Below are 19,428 nucleotides of genomic sequence, written 5' to 3' on the forward strand. Positions count from 1 at the left end.
CGACGCGGCAGTCTAGGTCGCCGATTTCGACTGCGTTTGGCAGTTCGCAACCCCGTTGATTTCCCTGCCTCAGGGGTACCCTCGCTGTCTCGTGGGCTCAGGCGAAGTCCAGGAGGCGCTGGTGAAGCGAGAGCCGACCGACACCGTGTACCCACGTGTACCTGCGCAGGCGGACTTCCCGCAGATCGAGGAACGGATACTCGCGCGTTGGCACGAGCAGGGGACGTTTGAGACGTCGATTGCCAACAGGTCCGCGGACGACGAGTTCGTCTTCTATGACGGTCCGCCCTTTGCCAACGGGTTGCCGCACCACGGCCACCTGCTGACTGGCTACGTCAAGGATGTGGTTCCTCGATACCAGACGATGCGCGGTCGCCGCGTCAACCGACGTTTCGGCTGGGACTGCCATGGCCTGCCTGCAGAGATGGAGACCGAACGCGAGCTCGGCGTGAGCGGGCGCGCTGCGATCACGGACTTCGGCATCGAGCGCTTCAACGCCCAGTGCCGTGACTCGGTGCTGCGGTACACGGCGGAGTGGCGCAAGACCGTCACCCGCCAGGCACGATGGGTCGACTTCGACGACGACTACAAGACGATGGACCTGCCCTACATGGAATCGGTCATGTGGGCGTTCAAGCAGCTCTGGGACCGCGGTCTCGTCTACCAGGCATTCCGGGTCATGCCCTATTCGTGGGGCGCAGAAACCCCGCTGTCCAATTTCGAGATCAGGCTCGACGACGCCACGAGACCTCGCCAGGATCCTGCTATCACGGTCTGGTTCCAACTCGATGAAGCCGATGAGCCAGCCGGCGAAAGCAGCATGGCCGGCACAGCCATCACAGACGGTCCGTTGCGACTGCTCGCATGGACGACCACACCGTGGACCCTGCCGTCCAATCTCGCAGTCGCCGTCGGCGAGGAGATCTCCTATGCCGTGGTGCAGTCGGAGGCGCTCGGCGGTGGCCATTACGTCCTCGCGTCAGACTGTCTCGAGCAGTACGCGGCCCACCTCGAGCCGTACACCGTCGTGGGCACGATGAGCGGCACGGATCTCGCAGGCCGCCGCTACTCGCCGATGTTCGACTTCTTCGCCCATCGCACTGAGGCGTTCCGGGTGCTCGTCGGCGACTTCGTGGACACATCGGAAGGCACCGGCGTAGTTCACCTGGCGCCTGGCTTCGGCGAGGAGGATCAGTCACTCTGCGAAGTCCACGGCATTGACATCGGCGATGCCGTGCCGGTGGATGATCGGGGTTGTTTCACCGAACCGGTGACGCCGTGGGCTGATCTCAACGTCTTCGAGGCAAACCCGCAGATCATCGCCGAGCTGAAACGACGCGACAGGGTGCTGCGCCACGACAGTTACGAGCACAACTACCCGCACTGCTGGCGCACGGACACGCCGATCATCTACAAGGCCATCAGCTCGTGGTACGTGAAGGTCACCGAGATCTCCGAACTCCTAGCCGAGACCAACCAGCAGATCAACTGGGTGCCCGGCCACGTGCGCGACGGCCGATTCGGCCAATGGCTGGCAGGTGCCCGTGACTGGTCCATCAGTCGCAACCGGTTCTGGGGTTCGCCGATCCCGATCTGGATGAGCGATGACCCTGACTACCCCCGCATCGATGTGTACGGCAGTCTCGACGAGCTCGAAGCCGACTTCGGCGTGCGCCCGACGGATCTGCACCGGCCGTTCATCGACGAGCTGACACGCCCGAACCCCGACGACCCCACGGGCCGCTCGACCATGCGACGTGTGCCGGAGGTGCTCGACTGCTGGTTCGAGTCGGGTTCGATGCCTTTCGCGCAGGTGCACTACCCGTTCGAGAATTCGGAGTGGTTCGAGAAGAACTTCCCCGCCGATTTCATCGTGGAGTACATCAACCAGACCCGTGGCTGGTTCTACACGCTGCACGTTCTGGCGGGCGCGCTGTTCTCCAAGCCAGCGTTCCAGAATGTGATCTGCCATGGCGTGCTGCTCGCCGCCGACGGCAACAAGCTGTCCAAGCGGCTGCGGAACTACACCGAGCCCACCGACATCTTCGCCAATCAGGGGTCCGATGCACTGCGGTGGTACCTGATGGCGACGAACATCGTGCGGGGCGGCGATACGCGCATTTCCGACAGCGGCATCGACGAGGTCGCCCGGCAGGTGCTGATCCCGATCTGGAACTCATATGCGTTCTTCACGCTGTACGCGAATGCCGATGGCTACGAAGCCAAGGTACGAGCCGACTCTCCTCATGTGCTCGATCGCTACTTGCTGGCCAAGACCAGGGCCACGCTGGAATCAGTCACGGCGAGTTTCGACGCGTACGACTTGCCGGGGGCCGCTGCGGAGCTGCAGGCATTCATCGACGCGTTGAACAACTGGTACATCCGCCGCAGCCGGACGCGCTTCTGGGGCGAGTTCACCCGCGTCCTGTCCGCTGAAGGCGGGAACACGGGCGAGCCTGACGCCTTCGACACGCTGTACACGGTGCTGAGGATCTTTGCTGCCATGGCGGCCCCGCTGCTGCCGATGATCACCGAAGAGATCTACAGCGGGCTGACCGGCGGTGACAGCGTGCACCTGAGCCACTGGCCCGACCCCGAGATGCTCCCGCTGGATCCTGACCTTGTCGAGCGGATGGATGCGGTGCGCGCTGCGGCCTCCGCAGCTCTGCGAGTGCGCGAAGACGCCGGCTTGCGCGTCCGGCTGCCGCTGCGCAGCGTGACCGTGGCCGGCACCGGTGCTGAGCAGCTCGAACCGTTCGCCCTGCTTCTGGCCGAGGAGATCAACGTCCGGGAGGTGAAGCTCCGCGATGAGCTTGACGACCTCGCAACCCATGTGCTGCGCCCGGAGGGCTCGGTGCTGGGACCGCGGTTGGGCGCAGATGTTCAGGAAGTCTTCGTGGCTGCCCGAACGGGCGATTGGCGCGTCACAGCCGAGGGTGCGGTGATTGCTGGAGGCCACCAGCTGCGTGAGGGCGAGTACCAGCTCACCCTGCAACCAGCGGACCCGGCCACAACATCGGTGTTGGAAGATCAGCAACTGGTCGTGACGCTGGACGCCACGGTCACGCCTGAGTTGGAAGCGGAGGGTGCAGCTCGCGATCTGATCCGCCACATCCAGCAAACGCGCAAGGAGCACGGTCTCGAGGTCACCGACCGCATCAACCTGACGATCCGCTGGAGCCCGCCGAACCTGGATGCGATCCGTCAGCATGAGCCGTTGGTGGGAGCAGCTGTGTTGGCGGAGGAGATCCGCTGGCTCGACGGCAGCGACGAACCCGACGTCGATCTGGCGGTCTGCTCGCGGGCGGCTGTCTAAGCAGACAGAGGTTCCTTGCGGATCAGCGCCTCCAGGAAGGGATCATCAAGCTCGTCGATCCGGAGCGGGGCCCGGTCCGTGTCGATGACATCGCCGTCGACGTCATCGGTTTCCTCGTCGCCCGTGTCGCTCTCCGGCCCGGAACTGATCGATTCGTACGCAGCGTCGACCCGCTCGGCCGCGGCCAGCGGAGCGACGATCGACGGCATGGCGCCGGCATCTGGACCAGAGCGAACGGAGGCCGCGATCGGCTCTGGCTCAGACAGCTCGCCCACGTCGCTCTCGGCGGCAGTATCGGCGACTGTGCTGTCCTCGAACGGCTCGTCGTCGATATCCGATTCAGCGACCTCAGTGACCTCAACGGTGTAACCGGCGTCGGTCAGCGTCCTCGATATCTCAGACCGTACGAGACCCGACAGCGCCTCGGTGAGGTCGTCGCTCGCCGTCTTGAACGCTTCGTCCAGTGCCTGAGTGCCTGCCGCCTGCAGGGCAGCGAGTGCATCGGCAATCTGCGCCACCGTCTCGGGCGACAGCCGTACTTCTACCGGTTGTGATGGCGCTCCCGATTCCACGCTGCTCATGCGCTGGTCGATCTCGGACACTTGCGCCGCGAGCGTCGCAAGCTGCGCGCCGATGGTCTCGAGCAAGCCCTCGCCCTCGGTATCGGAAGGCTCGACGGAAGGAGAATCAGGGCTCGCCATGGCGCGGAATGTACCAGCGTCTCAGCATCCCAGCAGCATGCCCGCCACAAAGACTTGCAGTCCGATGATCAGCACTATCGGTGACAGGTCGAGTGCCACGCGGCCCAGTCGGACCGCGGGCAGTGCTCGCCGCAACGGACCCATGACCGGTTCGGTGATGCGTACCAGCCAAGTCCGCACAACCATGACCGGACTCTCCGGGGCAAGCGGGATCCAGCTGAACAGCACACGCGCAAAGATGGCGAACACGTAGAGCGATATCAGCGTGCACAGCATCTCATCGCTCCGCTTGGGGGTCCGCGCTGGAGCGTTTCAGCGGCCGACGTCCTGCGCGGAGGCGTCCTGCGCAGCAACTGCATGATGCTCGGCATCGCTCACCACGACATTCGCGGGCACAAGCATGTATACGGCGTTCGCGACCTTGCGCATCTCTCCATCACGGGCGTAGCACAGGCCGCTGGCGAAGTCGAGGAGCCGGCGAGCGGTATCGCGATCGAGCCCCTGCAGATTCAAGATGATCGGTTGATCGCGCTTGAAGCGGTCTCCGATCTGCTGCGCATCATCGAACATCCGGGGCATCAGCACGAACGGCTGCGCTGTGGATGTGGCGACACGGCGCACGGCTGAAGTCGGCGCAGCGGGTGCGGCCTGGGGTGTTGCTGCCGTCGGTCGCTCAACGACGGTGACGCCGCTCTGGCCGGTCTGATCGGCAAATGCCTCTGCCGTGGGTATCTCGCCAGGCATGGCGCGTTCTGGTGGCGGCGCATAGCTGTCATCCGGACCCAAGCCCAGATAGCTCATTGCCTGCTTCATGAACGATGCCATGCAGAACCTCGATAAACGACAGCCTCGGTCAAGGGCTGCCTCGATCGCACAGGGTACCGACTTGTCAAGTTGCGGTCAGGCACCCTGAGCTGAGGCACTTCGGGGCGGGCGATTGCCGAAGAGCGCAGTGCCAATTCGCACCATGGTCGAACCCGCTCTTACCGCCGCCTCGAGATCTGTGCTCATGCCCATGCAGCGATGCTCGAGTTGGTGGCGGTCGGCGAATCGGGCCAATTCGCCGAATGCCTTTTCGATTTCAGGCGGCGAACTCTGCGGGCCGATGGCCATGCAACCCGCCACATCAAGTCCCTCTCGACGGGCGGCAGCGACCAAAGGCGAAGCCTCATCCGGCCGGCAGCCACCCTGCGTGGCGCTGCCACTCACGTCGAGCTGCACGAAGATGGAAGCTCCGGGATCGTGGCGCGCTATCTCGGAAACCAACCGCATCCGGTCCACGCTCTGCCACACGTCGACCACTCCAGCGAGTTGCCGGACCTTGTTTGACTGCAGACGCCCAATGAAGTGGATCTCGACGGCGGTCTTGGTCGCAGTGCCAAGTTCGTTCCATTTCCCGTGCAGCTCCTGGGCGTAGTTCTCGCCGATCATGGACAAACCAGCACGAGCGGCAGCCTCGATGGCCGAACTGTCGAATCCCTTGGTCACTGCCACGATGCCGATGCGAGCGATGTCGCCGCCGGCGTCAGCTATCCGATGCTGGACGCGCTCCGTGCGTCGGCGGACGTCATCGGCGTCGATCATCGATCGTGAAGGCCTTCCTGCTGAGCCTCGAGGCACACCAGCAGCGCCGTCCGGCCCTGCTCGCCACGAGCTCGGTGCGAAAAATAGCGCTCATCGGCGGCAGTGCAGCGGCCGACCTCGCTGTCGATGACGGCCCCGTTCCGTCGCAGTAGCAGCCGTGCGGCCTCGCCCAGATCGAGCGCCGGACTGCCCCATTTCGTTGTGCTCGACACCGATGGACCGAGTGCCTCGCTGGCTGCGTCCAGCTGATCGGCACCGAATTCGTAGTGCTGGGGGCAGATATGAGGTCCGACGACGGCGCGTAGGCCACGAATTCCATGGCGGCCGAGCTCGGCGCAGGTCGCAGCAACGACGCCATCGAGCAGGCCACGCCACCCCGCGTGCACCGCCGCGACCGCCCCTCGACCGGCTGCATCGGTCCCGTACAGCGCTATTGGCACGCAGTCGGCAGTTCGCACGGCCAGTGTGGCTCGTGGCGTCCACGTCCACGCCGCGTCTGCGCTCACACCCTGGTGCTCTCCTGGTTGTCCGACCTCGACAACTCGCGTGCCGTGGACCTGCCGCAGGACGGTCACGTTGCCGGGGGCAGTGCCGTCCGTCGGAGCGCAGTCGCCGTCGGAGCGTTCACTGACCGAGATGCACACCAGGCTGTTCCCGCAGCGGCGGCGAAGCGTCAGCATCCGAAGCGCCTGCCAGTGTGGCGTGCTGAGCCGCACAGCCTCGCCGCGGGGTCGCGATTTACGTCGATGTGCGGCAGTTTGGGGTAGCTGTGATGTGGCCCAGGCGTCACCGCAGGAAGCTGGGCACGTCGAACGACTCGTCGTCTTCGTCGAGGTCGCCGAACGGGTCGGCTACATCGCCTGTTTCCTCCGAGGCGGCGTAGTCGCCCAGCGCGGCACTCCCGGAGCGGCCCGGTCCGTAACGATCGAACCCTGCAGCGATGACCGTTACGCGGATCTCCTCTCCGAGTGAATCGTCGATCACTGTGCCGAAGATGATGTTGGCCTCGGCGTGCGCCACTTCGCGGATGACTTCCGCCGCTTCGTTGACCTCGAACAGCCCGAGTTCTGGCCCCGCGGCAATGTTGAGCAAGATGCCGCGGGCACCGTCGATGGATTCCTCGAGCAGCGACGACGAGACTGCCTGTCGAGACGCATTCTTAGAGCGGTTCTCGCCATGGGCGCGACCGATTCCCATCAGGGCGGTACCGGCGCTCGACATGATCGCCTTGACATCAGCGAAGTCGGTATTGATGAGGCCCGGCGTGGTGATCAGGCCCGAGATGCCGGACACGCCCTCGCGCAGCACGTCGTCCGCCATGCGGAACGCATCGATGATCGACGTGTGCTCGCTCGCCACGGTCAGCAGCCGATCATTCGGGATCACTATCAGCGTGTCGACACGCTCCTTCAGCCGCTCGATGCCCTGTTCGGCTTGGATCTGCCTGCGTTTGCCCTCGAAGGCAAACGGGCGTGTCACGACTCCGATGGTCAGCGCTCCTACCTCCTTGGAGACCTCTGCCACCACGGGAGCGCCCCCAGTGCCGGTGCCGCCGCCTTCGCCGGCGGTGATGAACACCATGTCCGCACCCTGCAGTGCTTCGGCGATCTCATCACGGTGCTCTTCTGCGGCCCGGGTGCCGATTTCGGGATCGCTGCCGGCGCCGAGCCCGCGAGTGAGCTGGCGGCCGATGTCCAGCTTGACATCGGCGTCGCTCAACAGCAGGGCTTGAGCGTCGGTATTGACGGCGATGAACTCGACTCCGCCCAAACCGAAATCGATCATCCGGTTGACGGCATTCGAGCCGCCGCCCCCGACGCCCACCACCTTGATGACTGCCACGTAGTTCTGTGGTGAGGCCACAGGGCTCCTTGCGTTCACTGGCCGACCGCGACGCTAAACGCGCCGGCGACGGGCACCTTCTAGGGGAAAATAGCGCAATTGACGACAGTACTGACGCCTCTGCCGATCAGCAAGACCCAGCGCTCAACTGCTTAGCCCGACGGGCGGAGCACCGGCAGGTGCGGAACCGACACATCCAAGGTGGCATGAGATGTCGTCATCTCCCCGATGACTGCAGCAATTGCCGCCGTCTTGGCCCCGATCGCCGACTCGTCCCCCAGCGTCACCTCCAGCATGAGGTCGCCGGGCTGTTGGCGCACGCGAGCGCGTATGTCGCCGCGTCTGTCCCGCCACAGCGAAGCAACGACATACTCCGGTTGCCCGCGAGCTGCGCTCAACGCGGCGAGCAGCGCATCCGCATCGCTCGCGAGGAAGCCACCCGGTCCCGGCGCCGCAGCAATACCCGACAAGCGCGGATGCTCGGGCAAGACAGCGAGCGGCGAAGTGAGGACACGACCTTCGATGTCAATGAGAACCCAGCTGTCGGGAGCGGCCAATGCAATCGCCGCGCCGGTGCGCTCGGCGATGTCCACTTCCACGCTTGCAGGCCATCGCCGCCGGACTCGAGCGTCAGCGACCCAGGGCAGTTCCTCGAGCGACCGTTCAGCTTCGCCGGTGTCGAGAGTTCCCATGAAGTCCCCAGTGCGGATGTCCGCAGCATTGTTTGCCTCGTCAAAACTCACGCGATGCAGACCGTTGAAGTGGATGTGGTCTATTTCGAATGTGCCTGCTGCAAGAAGAATCGTGGCGACTGATGTCGCGATGACGCCGAGCGCCGCTACGGTCAGCCATCGCCGGCGACGCCCTGCCCGTGCCGGAGGCTTCCTTTCAACCGGGGCCATCGCTCAAGATGGCGTCGGTGCCGATTCGAAGCCCACCATGCGGATCTCGGGCTGCAACACGATCCCGGACGACTCAGTCACACGGCGCCGGATTTCAGCCATGAGCGCGACGACATCTGCTGCGGTGCCGCCGGGATCCGAAACGATGAAATTCGCGTGCACACGCGATACCTCGGCTGTACCGATGCGCAAGCCGCGAAGGCCTGTCTGGTCGATACGAGCCCCCGCGGACTCAGCAGGTGGGTTCACGAAGACGGAACCGGAGTTCTGCCCGCCGGGCTGATGCTCCCGGCGCCAGCGGACGATATCCGCGATCTGATCCATCGCCGTCGACGGTGACGATGGCCGACCGCTCAACCGCGCGCGAACCACCACGTGACAGTCTCGGAGGCCACTGCTGCGATAACCCAAGTCCATGGCATCGACGTCACGGGCCTCGGCTACATCTCTGGGCTCAGCCTGCAGATCGACGATGTCAGCGTCGATCAAGCACGACGCCATATCGCTGCCGTGTCCTCCAGCGTTCATCCGCACGGCGCCTCCCACGGAACCCGGAACACCGACGGCCCATTCCAGGCCGCCGATGCCCGCCGAGGCACACTGGCGCGCAAGCACGGGCAGTGCCACAGATGCGCCTGCGGTGATCGTTGCGTTCGCATGATCGAGTTCGATCTCGCCGTAGGCGTCGCCGAGGAAGAGTGCGATGCCCTCGAAGCCCTGGTCTGCGACCAGCAGATTTGATCCTCGCCCGACCACAAGAATCTCCAACCCAGAAGCCGCTGCGGCCTCTGCGGCGCGTTGCAGGTCGGACGGGCCGTTTGCCACAAACGCCACCGCCGCGGGACCACCGACTCTCGAAGTGGTCAACGCACCCAGAGGGGCGTTGACGCGAGCCTCACCGCCGAGCACGGTGGCGGCACGGCGAATTGCATCTGGGTCTGACCAGCGCTCAGGAGACATGCAGCAGCTCGTCTGCGAGCGTCGTCAGGTCACCGGCGCCCAATGTGAGACACAGGTCGCCAGAGCGCAGATTGGTTCGCAGGTAAGACCGCAGCTCGGTCCGGCCCGGGAGATACGCCACCGATGCATACGGATGGGCATCGAGCACGGCGCCGAGCAGCAGTTCGGCGGACACACCGGGCCGAGGCACTTCGCCTGCGGAGTAGATGTCGGTGAGAACCACTTGGTCCGCATCAGCGAAGGAGTCCGCGAAATCCTGCCAGAGGGCCGCGGTCCGCGAGTAGCGATGCGGCTGGAAGACGGCGACAATCCGCTTCCAGCCTCCGCTGCGGGCTGCGGCGATTGCAGCGGTTACTTCGGTCGGCAGGTGGGCATAGTCGTCGATGAACGACACCCCGTCGCGCTCGCCGCGTCGTTCGAATCGCCTAGCGACGCCGGCAAATCGACCGAGGGCGTCAATCATCGGTGACGCGGCGGCGCCGAGCTCAAGTGCCGCAGCGAGAGCACCAGCCGCATTCGTCACGTTGTGCAGTCCAGGCAACGGCAGCTCACAACGGCCGATCGACGTCGCGCCGGTGACCAGCTCGAAGCCCGCACCGGTACGAGAGCTGTGCGCGTCGGTGATCCGGTAGTCGGCGTGGGAGGCCCTGCCGTACGTCACGCATCCGCCGATGCGCTCGGCCATCGCGGCTGCCCCCTGATCATCGGCACACACGATGCGTGGCCCTCCAGCACCGCCGGCAAAAGCCTCGAATGCAGCCGCGAGCTCGTCGAAGCTGCCGTAGTGGTCGAGATGGTCAGGCTCGATGTTCGTCACGACCACCGCATCGGCGCCCAACTCCAGAAACGTCCCGTCAGACTCGTCTGCTTCGACGACGAACCACTCCCCCGCCGTGTCCCAAACGGCACCGGAGCCAATCTCGTTCACCTCGCCGCCCACGAGGAAGGAGGGGTGTTCACCGGCTGCTACCAGGCACAACGCCAGCATCGACGAGGTAGTCGTCTTGCCGTGGGTACCGCCGACCGCCAGTGTCTGCTTGCCCTGGCAGATTCCTGAGAGCAACTCAGCCCGGCTGAGCACCGGAATGCCCTGGCGGCGGGCCTCGACCAGCTCCACATTGGCTTGGGGCACCGCACTCGAGTGCGCCACGATGTCCGCCGAGCCGATGTTGGCGGCCTCATGCCCGATGACGACCCGGGCACCGTGCGCTGCGAGCCGCGTCATGCCAGGGCCTGCTCGTAGGTCGCTGCCGCTGACGGCATGGCCCATCTCGGCGAGCACCAACCCGATGGCGTTCATGCCGGCGCCACCGGCTCCCACCAAATGGATGCTGCGAGGCTCTCCAAGATCAGGAGACCGCCCCGACGGCTCCCGGGTAAGGAGCGCCGGTTCGATGGACGGCGAGGTGTTCACGCTGTGTGCTCTCTCGGCAAACGATCCTCGTGTACCAGGGAGCCAGGAACTGCTGAGCTGTGCTGAATCACGAGCTGCGCCACCCGTTGTGCAGCGTCTCGACGACCGAAGGTCCCCTCGCGGGGACGCTCCGGGGGGACCTGGTTTCGCAATTCCAGAATCTGTTCGAGCTCTGCGAGCATCCGTTGCCCGTCGAATTCGGCATCGGCAACCACGCGTGCCGCGCCGGTGGCGGCCAGCTCCTCGGCGTTGCGACGTTGGTGGTCGTTGGTCGCTATCGGCAAGGGCACGAGGACAGCAGGCGTGCCGATGACCGACAGCTCTGCCACCGTCGATGCCCCAGCACGGCAGATCGCGACGTCAGCCGCAGCCAAGGCGGCAGGCAACTGTTCATCGAACGGCACCGCGCGGTACCAGTCACGTATCCGCGAATCATCGGGTCGCAGTGGCGGTGGAGGCGGTCGCTCAGCCCAGTCGCGTTCGCCCACCACGTGATGGATGAACAAGCCGTCGCGATCCCGCAGTGACGGCAACGTCGCCCAGATGGCTGTGTTGATCCGGAGCGAGCCCAGCGAACCGCCGAACACCACTACAACGGTTGCATCTGCGGGCCAACCGAGCTCGGCACGGGTGTCGCCTGCTCGAGCTGCGGCCTCGACGACTGCCGGACGCACGGGATTCCCGGTCACGACTTCCCTGTGCAACCCCGTCCCGCGGACGGGCACGGCCGCGGCGCGTGCGAATCGGCCCAGCAGGCGGTTCGTTGCCGATGCGACTGCGTTCTGCTCGGCGATCACCAACGGCACGCGCCAGATCACCGCTCCCACCGTTGCGGGAAGCGCGGCGTAGCCACCTAGCGACAGCACCGCAGCTGGACGCCGTCGCCCGACGAGCGCGATGCCGCGCAAGGTGGCCCACGCCAAGCTCGCTGCAGCGCGCGCGTTGGTCAGGTTCACTCTGCGTGCAGTGAGACCCCGGCCTCCGAGCAAGGTCACGCGGAAGCCAGCATCCGGCACGATCTTTGCGTCGATTCCCCGTGCGCTGCCGACGAAATGGATGCCTTCCGCTGGCCAGCCACGCTCGGTCAGGGCGGAGGCCACCGCCAAGCCGGGCATCAGGTGCCCCGCGGTGCCGCCCCCCGCGATCAGAACGCTGGGAGCGTCAGCGGCGCTGCCGGGTGTCGCCACGGCTCAACCGGATCGCCGCGTCACATTCAGCAGCAGACCTGCGGCCGCTGCTGTCACTACAAGTGACGAACCGCCGAAGGACAGGAATGGCAGTGTCACACCAGTCACCGGCAGCAATCCAACCACACCGCCGACGTTGACCAGTGTCTGGAGCACGAACCAGATCGCGATTCCGGCTGCGAGCAGGGAACCGAACAGGTCTGGCGCCTTCTGGCTCGTTCGGAGCCCTCCGATGCCGACGACCCCCAGCAGTGTCAGGAGCCCGAGGGCGCCGAGGAGCCCCATCTCCTCGCCGACGATGACGAAGATGAAGTCGGTGGGTGCATTGGGCACCCAGCCCCATTTGGCCTGGCCCGCCCCCAGTCCAGTGCCCCGCAGCCCTCCCTGTGCCAGACCCACCAGGCTCTGGAACGTCTGGTAGCCGCTCGAGGCTCGCTCAGAGATCGGATCCAGGAAGCCCGCAAGCCGTGCGCGGCGGTACGGCGCCGCGTACGCCAGCAACGGTGCTGCCACTACGACCATGACAGCGATCTTCCCCAGATCGCGGCCTGGCAGGCCCGCGACGAAGAGCATGCCGACGCCGATGCCTGCCAGGATGAGGGTGGTTCCCAGATCCGGCTGCAGCAATACCAGCGAGCACCCGGCAGTGAGCAGGAGCATCGCGGGCCGCAGGATCCGGTCGGGACGCTCGATCTGATCTTTGCGGGCATCCAAAAAAGCAGCCAACGCAACGATGAGCGCCAGTTTCGCTATCTCCGACGGCTGAACGCTGAATTGGCCGACTTCAATCCAGCGACGAGCACCGCCGGAGCGCTTCCCGACCGCGAGCACGATCACCAACAAGGTCACGCTCGCTGCTGCGAGGGGCAGTGCCATGCGCCGCCAGTGCCGGTAGTCAACGCCAAGCGTGACGAGCAGCACGGCAACAGCGATCCCGACCGACCACAGGTGCCGGGTGAAGTACTGCAAAGGACGGTCGGACGACTCGATTCCGGTCGCCGACGTAGCCGACAGCACCAATACGACGCCGGTGAGCAGCAGCAGGAACACCGCAGACAGGAGTGCGGCGTAGCGCACCGACGGGCCCGATGGAGGTCGACCTGAAGGAGTGCGTGGGAGATCCAGCTTGCTCATTGCTGTCCCCCGTTCGGCACCCCTGAGCGGATTCGCTCAGCGAGCTCAGCCACAGCCCTGCTGAAGTGCTCGCCTCGCTGGCCGTAGCTCGAGTACCAGTCGAAGGACGCGCATCCGGGCGACAGCACCACGTCGCGGTCGGGTTGCGCCATCCGGTGGGCAGCCTCCACAGCTTCGGTCATCGAATCGGCACGGACGAGCTCGATCTGGCCGCATGCAGGCTGACTGAAGCAGTCGAGCACGTCGCCGGCGGCCTCACCGATTGCCACGACGCCATGAACATGCTCGGCAACAGCAACCAGCTCCCCGAGATCGAGGCCCTTGTTCCGACCGCCCGCGATCAGCACCGCATCGGAGAAGCCCCGCAGCGCCGCGACCGTCGCGTGCGGCGCTGTCGCCTTGCTGTCGTCATAGAAGCTCACGCCGTCGATGTGGCCCGCGAACGCGAGCCGGTGAGGCAGCCCATCGAACGAATGCAGCTCTGCTGCCACCGATTCGACCGATGCACCCATCTCCAGCGCAACAGCCGTTGCAGCGGCGGCATTCGACAAATCGTGGGGACGCCGTCGGGGCAGTTCCGCCGCCGCCACGATGCTGTCACTATGCGCGACCAGAATGCCGCGCTCGTAGCGCACATCGCATGGCGCCTCAAGCTGTTGGGGCGTCGCGAAGGTCACACGTCGCGAACGGATCCCGGAGGTCCACGGTTCGACATCGGTGTCGCCAAATGGAACCACCGCAACATCGTCGGGACCCTGCGCCGCCCAGATCCTCGCTTTGGAAGCGGCATAGTCGCGCAGGTCAGGATGCCAGTCGAGATGATCTGGGGCCAGATTCAGCCACGCAGCGACTGCGGGAGCGAATCGGCGCGCCCGGTGCAGCCTGAATGATGACGCCTCCACCACAAACGTGGATACCTCACGGTCGATCGCGTCCACCAGAGCGATGTCGGTGTTGCCTGCGCCGACAGCGGAGATTCCGCTCCGGTTCAGCATTCGCTCCGTGAGGACCGTGACCGTCGTCTTGCCATTGGTGCCAGTAATCGCTGCGAGGGGTCGACTGTCCCACTGCGCTGCCAGATCCAGTTCGCTGAGCACCGGCACTCCGGTCGCTGCTGCCAGCGTGTAAGTGGGGTGTCGCGGCGGCACTCCCGGAGCTGGCACGACGGCTGCGGCGTCCGAGATCAGGTCCCTGAGCAGGGTCGCATCAGTGGAGTCGTGGATCTCGCCGAATGCAACATCTGCCCCCGCCCCTCTGCGCGCCGCCTCGCCGGGTCGGTCATCCGCAGCGATCACCTGGTGACCGCGTGCTGCGAGCGCGGAGGCCACTGCCCATCCGGTCACTCCCATGCCCACCACGACGACCGGCCCGTCTGCGGGCGTGACGTCGTCGCACGCCGGTTCCTGGGCAGCCGGCGCGCTCACAACGAACCTGCCGGGATCTCGACAAGATCCAGGCTCAGAAAATCCGCGTAGTACATGCCCAGCGCCAGCGCGACCAGCAGGCTGTTGACGACCCAGAGACGGATGAGCACGGTGGTTTCCGGCCAGCCGCCCAACTCGAGATGGTGGTGCATCGGCGCCATCCGAAACAGGCGCCGGCCGAAGAGCCTGAACGAGCCGACCTGGATGATCACCGACGCTGTTTCGATGACATAGAGGCCGCCTATGACAGGCAGCAGGAGATCGACGTGCAGCAGCATCGCGAGGCCGGCCATCGCGGTGCCGATGGCCAGTGAACCGGTATCGCCCATGAAGATCCGCGCCGGGGGGGCGTTCCACCACAGGAACCCTGCACACGCTCCGGCCATTGCGGCAGCGACGATGGCGAGGTCCAGCGGGTGCTTGACGTCGTAGGAGATGGGGTGACGGAACGCCCAGTAGCCGATCACGACAAAGGCAGCGAACGCCACCGCAGCAGCTCCTGCGGCAAGGCCGTCCAGGCCATCTGTCAGGTTCACTGCGTTGGACGTGCCGAGGACGATGATGACTGCCCACAGAATCCACACGGCGGCAGGAAGCCGCAGTGAGTTGCCGTCCAGCCGTGTGAAGCCGACTGCGGTATCGAAGTTCACCCACCACACCAACGCGACGGCAAAACCGATGCCCACGGCAATCAACCCGATCAGCTTGGCTCGCTTGTTCAACCCCAGATTGCGCTCGCGGCTGACCTTGATCCAGTCGTCGGCCAAGCCGACCAGGCCTGCAGCGCAGACGGCTGCCAGCAGCACGATGCCCGACCGGGTGATGACGGTCTCGGCCCGCAGGTGGCTGACGACGTATCCCACGACGGCTGCCGTGACGACTGCGACGCCGCCCATCGTCGGCGTACCCGCCTTGGTGATGTGACCTCGCGGGCCGTCGAGGCGGACGGGCTGACCGACGCCGCGCGCTTGCAGCCAGGGAATGAGGTAACGAGTGCCCACCAGCGACACGAACATGGCCGAACTGGCGGCGATGAGGAGCGCAATCATGTTTGTGCGCTCCTGCGCTGTCGCAGATGCTCGGTCGCAACGACTGCGTCATCGAAAGGTACGGAATGCCCCGCAGTCACCTGCACGGTCTCGTGGCCTTTTCCTGCGACTACGAGGACATCGCCGGCCTGAGCGTTCCTGACGGCGTAGGAGATGGCGCTCGACCTGTCCAGTTCCACGTACAAACCGTCGTCTGCGTCGCGTCGACTGACCACGCCTGCGGCAATATCGGATGCGATCCGAGCAGGATCCTCGCTGCGGGGATTGTCGGAGGTCAGGACGAGCACATCGGCATGGCGGTCCGCTGCAGCGCCCATAAGGGCCCGCTTCGACTGATCCCGATCACCGCCCGCTCCGAACACTGCCCACAGACGGCCGCCTGCGGCGCCGAGCTCCCGCGCGCCGGCCAATGCGGCAGCAAGTGCATCGGGTTTGTGGGCGTAGTCGACCAAGACAGTGATGTCATCAGCCGGACCGCTGACGGGCCACAGTCGGCCGCGTACCGGGGACACCGCAGCAATCGCTCCGGCAATCGCGTCGTCGTCGAATCCGAGGGCGCTGGCGGTTGCTGCTGCAGCGGCCACGTTCGCGGCGTTGAAACGGCCCAGCAGCCCGCAGTGCACGGCTCGGTCGCGCCATCGGCCGCTGAGGCCCTCTGTGCTCACGACGACCTGGTCGATGTCGGAAGGCTGCCATTCGACCACTTCGGCCGTTGTGCCGGCGGCCATCGATGCCAAGCGGCGACCCCATGTGTCGGCAACGTTCAACACCGCTATCTGGCTGCGACCGTCGAACAAGCGCGCCTTGGCGTTGAAGTACTCCTCCATCGACTCGTGGAAGTCGAGATGCTCATGGCTGAGGTTCGTAAACACCCCGGCAGCGAAGCTGGCGCCATTGACCCTGCCTTGGGCGAGCGCGTGAGACGACACCTCGAGCACGACCATCCCGGTTCCCGCATCGGCAGCCTGGCTGAGACGCCGGCACAGTTCGGGTGCCTCGGGCGTGGTGTGGGTTCCGTCCAGCGTGCCCATGACCTCACAAGTGGTACCGCACGCGCTCGCGATGGCGGCGACTGCGTGCGTGACCGTGGTCTTGCCGGAAGTCCCGGTGACGCCCACGACCGGGAAGCGGCGCCATGGGTGCCCCCAGACCACAGCTGATGCAGACCCGAGTACCGCTCGCACGTCGGCCACCACGATCTGAGGCACGTCGACATCGAGCACCTGTGACACCAGCAGCGCCGCAGCGCCTGCGTGCAGCGCGTCTGCAGCGAAGTGGTGGCCGTCGTGGTGCTTTCCTACGACGCAGGCGAACAGCGTGCTGGGCGTGACTGAACGGCTGTCGTGGGTGATGCCGCGCACGACGACAGCGGAATCCGTGGCTTGACCGCTTCGTCGGTTCGCGGGCAGCACGCAGGTGCCTCCGATTGCCGCAGCCAGTTCCTCCACCGATATCGGCATTGCCGGCGAGCTGCTGCGCTGCTCAGGCATCTGGCGACACCTGGAGCATGCGCAGGGCGTACTCGGCGACCTCCGCGAATACCGGCGCGGCAACGATGGCGGCCCGGTATTCATCCGGCTCGTCGAGCACCACGACCACGGTGAGCTCAGGTCGGTCAGCAGGGAGGAATCCTGCGAAGGAGCTGGTGTATGCGTCGGAGGAGTAACCGCCGTCAGGGCTGGGCTTTTGCGCAGTGCCGGTCTTGCCTGCCACTTGATAGCCGTCGATGGCGGCCCGCTTGCCCGTTCCCGATCGGACTACTTCAGCCAGGATGGTCTGCATCTGCTGCGCGGTCTGCTCGGACAGCACCCGGCGTGTCGGGATGCTGTCCGCGGGTTGCAGTGCACCGTTGCTTCCCACGCTGCCCAGCACGAGGCGCGGCGTGACGTAGACGCCGTCGTTGGCGATGGCGTTGTACGCAGCGGTGAGCTGAATCGCAGTGATGGCGATGCCTTGGCCGAACGCGATCGTGGCGAGGTCGGTGCCGCGCCACTGCTTCGCAGCACGCAGGATTCCTCTGCTCTCGCCCGGCAACGCCGGCGCGTCATCGCTTCCGGTCAGGCGGCCGAAGCCGAATGATCGCAGGGAACGCTGCAATTCAGTGGCGCCAATCCGTTCGGCAAGCTTGATGGTCCCGATGTTCGATGAATGAACGAGGACCTCCGAGGTCGTCATGTCGGCGCTGGGCTTGGAATACGGCTCGATGAATTCTTTGTCGGCGAATGTGTACGCGGCCGGCGTCGAATGCACCTCGACCGGCGTGGTAAGTCCTGCTTCCAGTGCCGTGGCGACCGTGAAGCTCTTGGCAACCGAGCCTGGCTCGAATGCGTCCGTATATGCCGGGTTGTATGCCACCGGCCTGACCTCATCCGTGTCCCGATCGCGGGCGACCGCCGCCAACGCCATGACATCGCCGGTATCGGTTTGCATCACTACCACCATGCCGCCCTTGGCACTGGTCGCCTTGACAGCTTCGCTGATAGATCGCTCCGCAACCCACTGCATCTGGGTGTGCAGCGTGAGCACCACGTCGTCGCCATGACTGACAGGTTCAAAGAGTTCGGTCCCGGTCGGCAACGGCATCCCGCTCTGGGCGATGCGAGCGACCTCACGGCCGTCTGTCCCGTCGAGCACCTCCGTGAACTGCTTCTCAGCACCGCCCAGCGGGTTCTGATCAATGTCGGTGGCGCCGAGCAGCCCGCGCGCGAAGTCGTCCCCGTTCGGTCGCAGCCGTGAGGACTCGCCCCGTACGCCGATGCCAGCCAGCTGCATTTCCTGCACTGCCAGCCCGTCTTCGGGGCTCACTTGACGCGCCACGTAGACGAAGTGACGGTCGCTCGCGAGCCGTTCGGCGATGACGTCAGCGTCTATGTCCAGCACTGACGCCAGCACAGCAGCCGTCTGGTACGGGTCGGTCACCAGGCGTGGATCGGCCCAGACCGTGGGCAAGTTGTCCGACACCGCGAGCAGATTCAGATTTCGATCCAGGATCGCACCGCGGACCGATTCGAGCTCCCACTGTGCGGTTCCCTGACGCTCGCCGAGAGCGGCATAGGTGTTGCGGTCGAGCACCTGCACCTGAACCAGGCGCGCACCCAAGGTGGCCAGCGCCACGCCTGAGGCGATGATCAGCAGCAGCGCCCGTCGGCGCGGCGGTCCGGCGCGAGCCGTGCGCCGGCGCGCGCCGCGTTCGGTCCGCTCCGTGGCAGATGCTGTCCCCAGTTCGCCAGACGGTCCCTTCGCTCCCGACGACGGATGCCACCCGCGCGCGTTCGCCGTATCAGCCTGTCGAGCTGCCGTTGCGCCCACACGCGATGCCTGACCGGCACGCGACGCGGACCGCGAGCGGGCAGCTGGCGATCGCAGCCCCGGCGGAGCACCCATCGACGGGTGCCATGGCGCCGGAGCTGTATGGCGCTCGGAGTGCTCAAGAACGTCGGTCATGCGCTGTGGACGCGTCGGTCAGCAGCGTCTTGATCGAGAGCCAGTCCCCACCTTCATGGATGCTTCGCTGCGGTGGGTCGACGGCAGCAATATGCCGAGGCTCGATCCGCACATCGACAGGATCCGTCGCGCTCACCAGGCCGAGCGCCCCCACCCCCATCAATTCGATCTCCGCGGGACCATGGAGCGTCTGAAGCTCGTAGCGAAGATCGATCAGGCGCTCTCGCTCTGCAGCGATCTCCGACTCCAGCTCCGACAGCCGGTACTGCCCCGCAGCCAGCATCGAGTGAAACACCGCGAGACCTGCGAGCACGGTGATGGCAGCGGCCGCCAGCAGCGCAGTGACGCCGACGAGACGCAACCCCACGGCGCGACCCACCGGCGCCTGTACCAGTCCCGGCGGGGTATCCGCGACGGTGAAGTGGGCAGTTGCGAGGGCCATCGGGCGAAGCTCGGTTCTCTGGGGGCGCT

17 protein-coding genes are annotated in these 19,428 nt (G+C 65.7%); 1 reads left to right on the forward strand and 16 read right to left on the reverse strand.

The features are described 5' to 3' along the window. Positions 1 to 121 precede the first annotated feature (121 nt). Positions 122 to 3,316, forward strand: a complete 3,195-nt coding sequence (gene ileS, locus ACOGXD_RS14115; RefSeq protein WP_419917414.1) for an isoleucine--tRNA ligase — start codon at positions 122 to 124, stop codon at positions 3,314 to 3,316. On the opposite strand, the gene ACOGXD_RS14120 is transcribed toward ileS, so the two are convergent. The 16 genes from ACOGXD_RS14120 to ACOGXD_RS14195 form a co-directional block, all read right to left on the reverse strand. After that, a complete protein-coding gene (locus ACOGXD_RS14120) occupies positions 3,313 to 4,017 on the reverse strand; it encodes a hypothetical protein (RefSeq protein WP_419915653.1) in 705 nt (234 codons plus the stop codon). The two genes, ileS and ACOGXD_RS14120, sit on opposite strands and share 4 nt — an antisense overlap. A gap of 21 nt (positions 4,018 to 4,038) precedes the next feature. Further along, a complete protein-coding gene (locus ACOGXD_RS14125) occupies positions 4,039 to 4,293 on the reverse strand; it encodes a YggT family protein (protein WP_323673199.1) in 255 nt (84 codons plus the stop codon). A 36-nt stretch (positions 4,294 to 4,329) separates the two neighbouring features. Further along, a complete protein-coding gene (locus ACOGXD_RS14130) occupies positions 4,330 to 4,842 on the reverse strand; it encodes a cell division protein SepF (protein ID WP_419915654.1) in 513 nt (170 codons plus the stop codon). Positions 4,843 to 4,917: 75 nt separating this feature from the next. Continuing rightward, complete coding sequence (locus ACOGXD_RS14135; RefSeq protein ID WP_419915655.1) at positions 4,918 to 5,601, reverse strand: YggS family pyridoxal phosphate-dependent enzyme; 684 nt, start codon at positions 5,599 to 5,601, stop codon at positions 4,918 to 4,920. Next, positions 5,598 to 6,281, reverse strand: a complete 684-nt coding sequence (locus tag ACOGXD_RS14140) for a polyphenol oxidase family protein (RefSeq protein ID WP_419915656.1) — start codon at positions 6,279 to 6,281, stop codon at positions 5,598 to 5,600. Before ACOGXD_RS14140 ends, ACOGXD_RS14135 begins: the two co-directional genes overlap by 4 nt. A gap of 106 nt (positions 6,282 to 6,387) precedes the next feature. Further along, positions 6,388 to 7,464 carry a cell division protein FtsZ gene (ftsZ, locus tag ACOGXD_RS14145; protein WP_419915657.1) on the reverse strand — a complete coding sequence of 359 codons (1,077 nt, stop codon included), beginning with the start codon at positions 7,462 to 7,464 and terminating at the stop codon, positions 6,388 to 6,390. 131 nt (positions 7,465 to 7,595) lie between these two features. Beyond that, positions 7,596 to 8,186 (reverse strand): cell division protein FtsQ/DivIB, encoded by a 591-nt coding sequence (locus tag ACOGXD_RS14150; protein ID WP_419915658.1) that lies wholly within the window; start codon positions 8,184 to 8,186, stop codon positions 7,596 to 7,598. A gap of 162 nt (positions 8,187 to 8,348) precedes the next feature. Beyond that, positions 8,349 to 9,305, reverse strand: a complete 957-nt coding sequence (gene murB / locus ACOGXD_RS14155) for a UDP-N-acetylmuramate dehydrogenase (protein WP_419915659.1) — start codon at positions 9,303 to 9,305, stop codon at positions 8,349 to 8,351. Continuing rightward, positions 9,295 to 10,626 (reverse strand): UDP-N-acetylmuramate--L-alanine ligase, encoded by a 1,332-nt coding sequence (gene murC, locus ACOGXD_RS14160; protein WP_419915660.1) that lies wholly within the window; start codon positions 10,624 to 10,626, stop codon positions 9,295 to 9,297. Before murC ends, murB begins: the two co-directional genes overlap by 11 nt. Before the next feature lie 89 nt (positions 10,627 to 10,715). Further along, positions 10,716 to 11,906 carry a UDP-N-acetylglucosamine--N-acetylmuramyl-(pentapeptide) pyrophosphoryl-undecaprenol N-acetylglucosamine transferase gene (locus ACOGXD_RS14165; RefSeq protein ID WP_419915661.1) on the reverse strand — a complete coding sequence of 397 codons (1,191 nt, stop codon included), beginning with the start codon at positions 11,904 to 11,906 and terminating at the stop codon, positions 10,716 to 10,718. 3 nt (positions 11,907 to 11,909) lie between these two features. Next, positions 11,910 to 13,040, reverse strand: coding sequence for a putative lipid II flippase FtsW (ftsW, locus tag ACOGXD_RS14170; protein ID WP_419915662.1), 1,131 nt, complete (start codon positions 13,038 to 13,040; stop codon positions 11,910 to 11,912). Further along, positions 13,037 to 14,464 (reverse strand): UDP-N-acetylmuramoyl-L-alanine--D-glutamate ligase, encoded by a 1,428-nt coding sequence (gene murD, locus ACOGXD_RS14175; protein WP_419915663.1) that lies wholly within the window; start codon positions 14,462 to 14,464, stop codon positions 13,037 to 13,039. The genes ftsW and murD overlap by 4 nt, the downstream gene beginning before the upstream one ends. Next, positions 14,461 to 15,513, reverse strand: a complete 1,053-nt coding sequence (gene mraY / locus ACOGXD_RS14180) for a phospho-N-acetylmuramoyl-pentapeptide-transferase (RefSeq protein ID WP_419915664.1) — start codon at positions 15,511 to 15,513, stop codon at positions 14,461 to 14,463. Before mraY ends, murD begins: the two co-directional genes overlap by 4 nt. Next, the gene (locus tag ACOGXD_RS14185; protein ID WP_419915665.1) at positions 15,510 to 17,003 is read right to left on the reverse strand and encodes a UDP-N-acetylmuramoyl-L-alanyl-D-glutamate--2,6-diaminopimelate ligase; all 1,494 of its coding nucleotides are present in this window, start codon (positions 17,001 to 17,003) and stop codon (positions 15,510 to 15,512) included. The genes mraY and ACOGXD_RS14185 overlap by 4 nt, the downstream gene beginning before the upstream one ends. Further along, positions 16,996 to 18,627, reverse strand: a complete 1,632-nt coding sequence (locus tag ACOGXD_RS14190) for a peptidoglycan D,D-transpeptidase FtsI family protein (protein ID WP_419915666.1) — start codon at positions 18,625 to 18,627, stop codon at positions 16,996 to 16,998. Before ACOGXD_RS14190 ends, ACOGXD_RS14185 begins: the two co-directional genes overlap by 8 nt. Positions 18,628 to 18,940: 313 nt before the next feature. Beyond that, the gene (locus ACOGXD_RS14195; protein ID WP_419915667.1) at positions 18,941 to 19,399 is read right to left on the reverse strand and encodes a hypothetical protein; all 459 of its coding nucleotides are present in this window, start codon (positions 19,397 to 19,399) and stop codon (positions 18,941 to 18,943) included. Positions 19,400 to 19,428 lie beyond the last annotated feature (29 nt).

Source organism: Candidatus Poriferisodalis sp., assembly GCF_965204125.1.
Lineage (GTDB): Bacteria > Actinomycetota > Acidimicrobiia > Acidimicrobiales > Poriferisodalaceae > Poriferisodalis.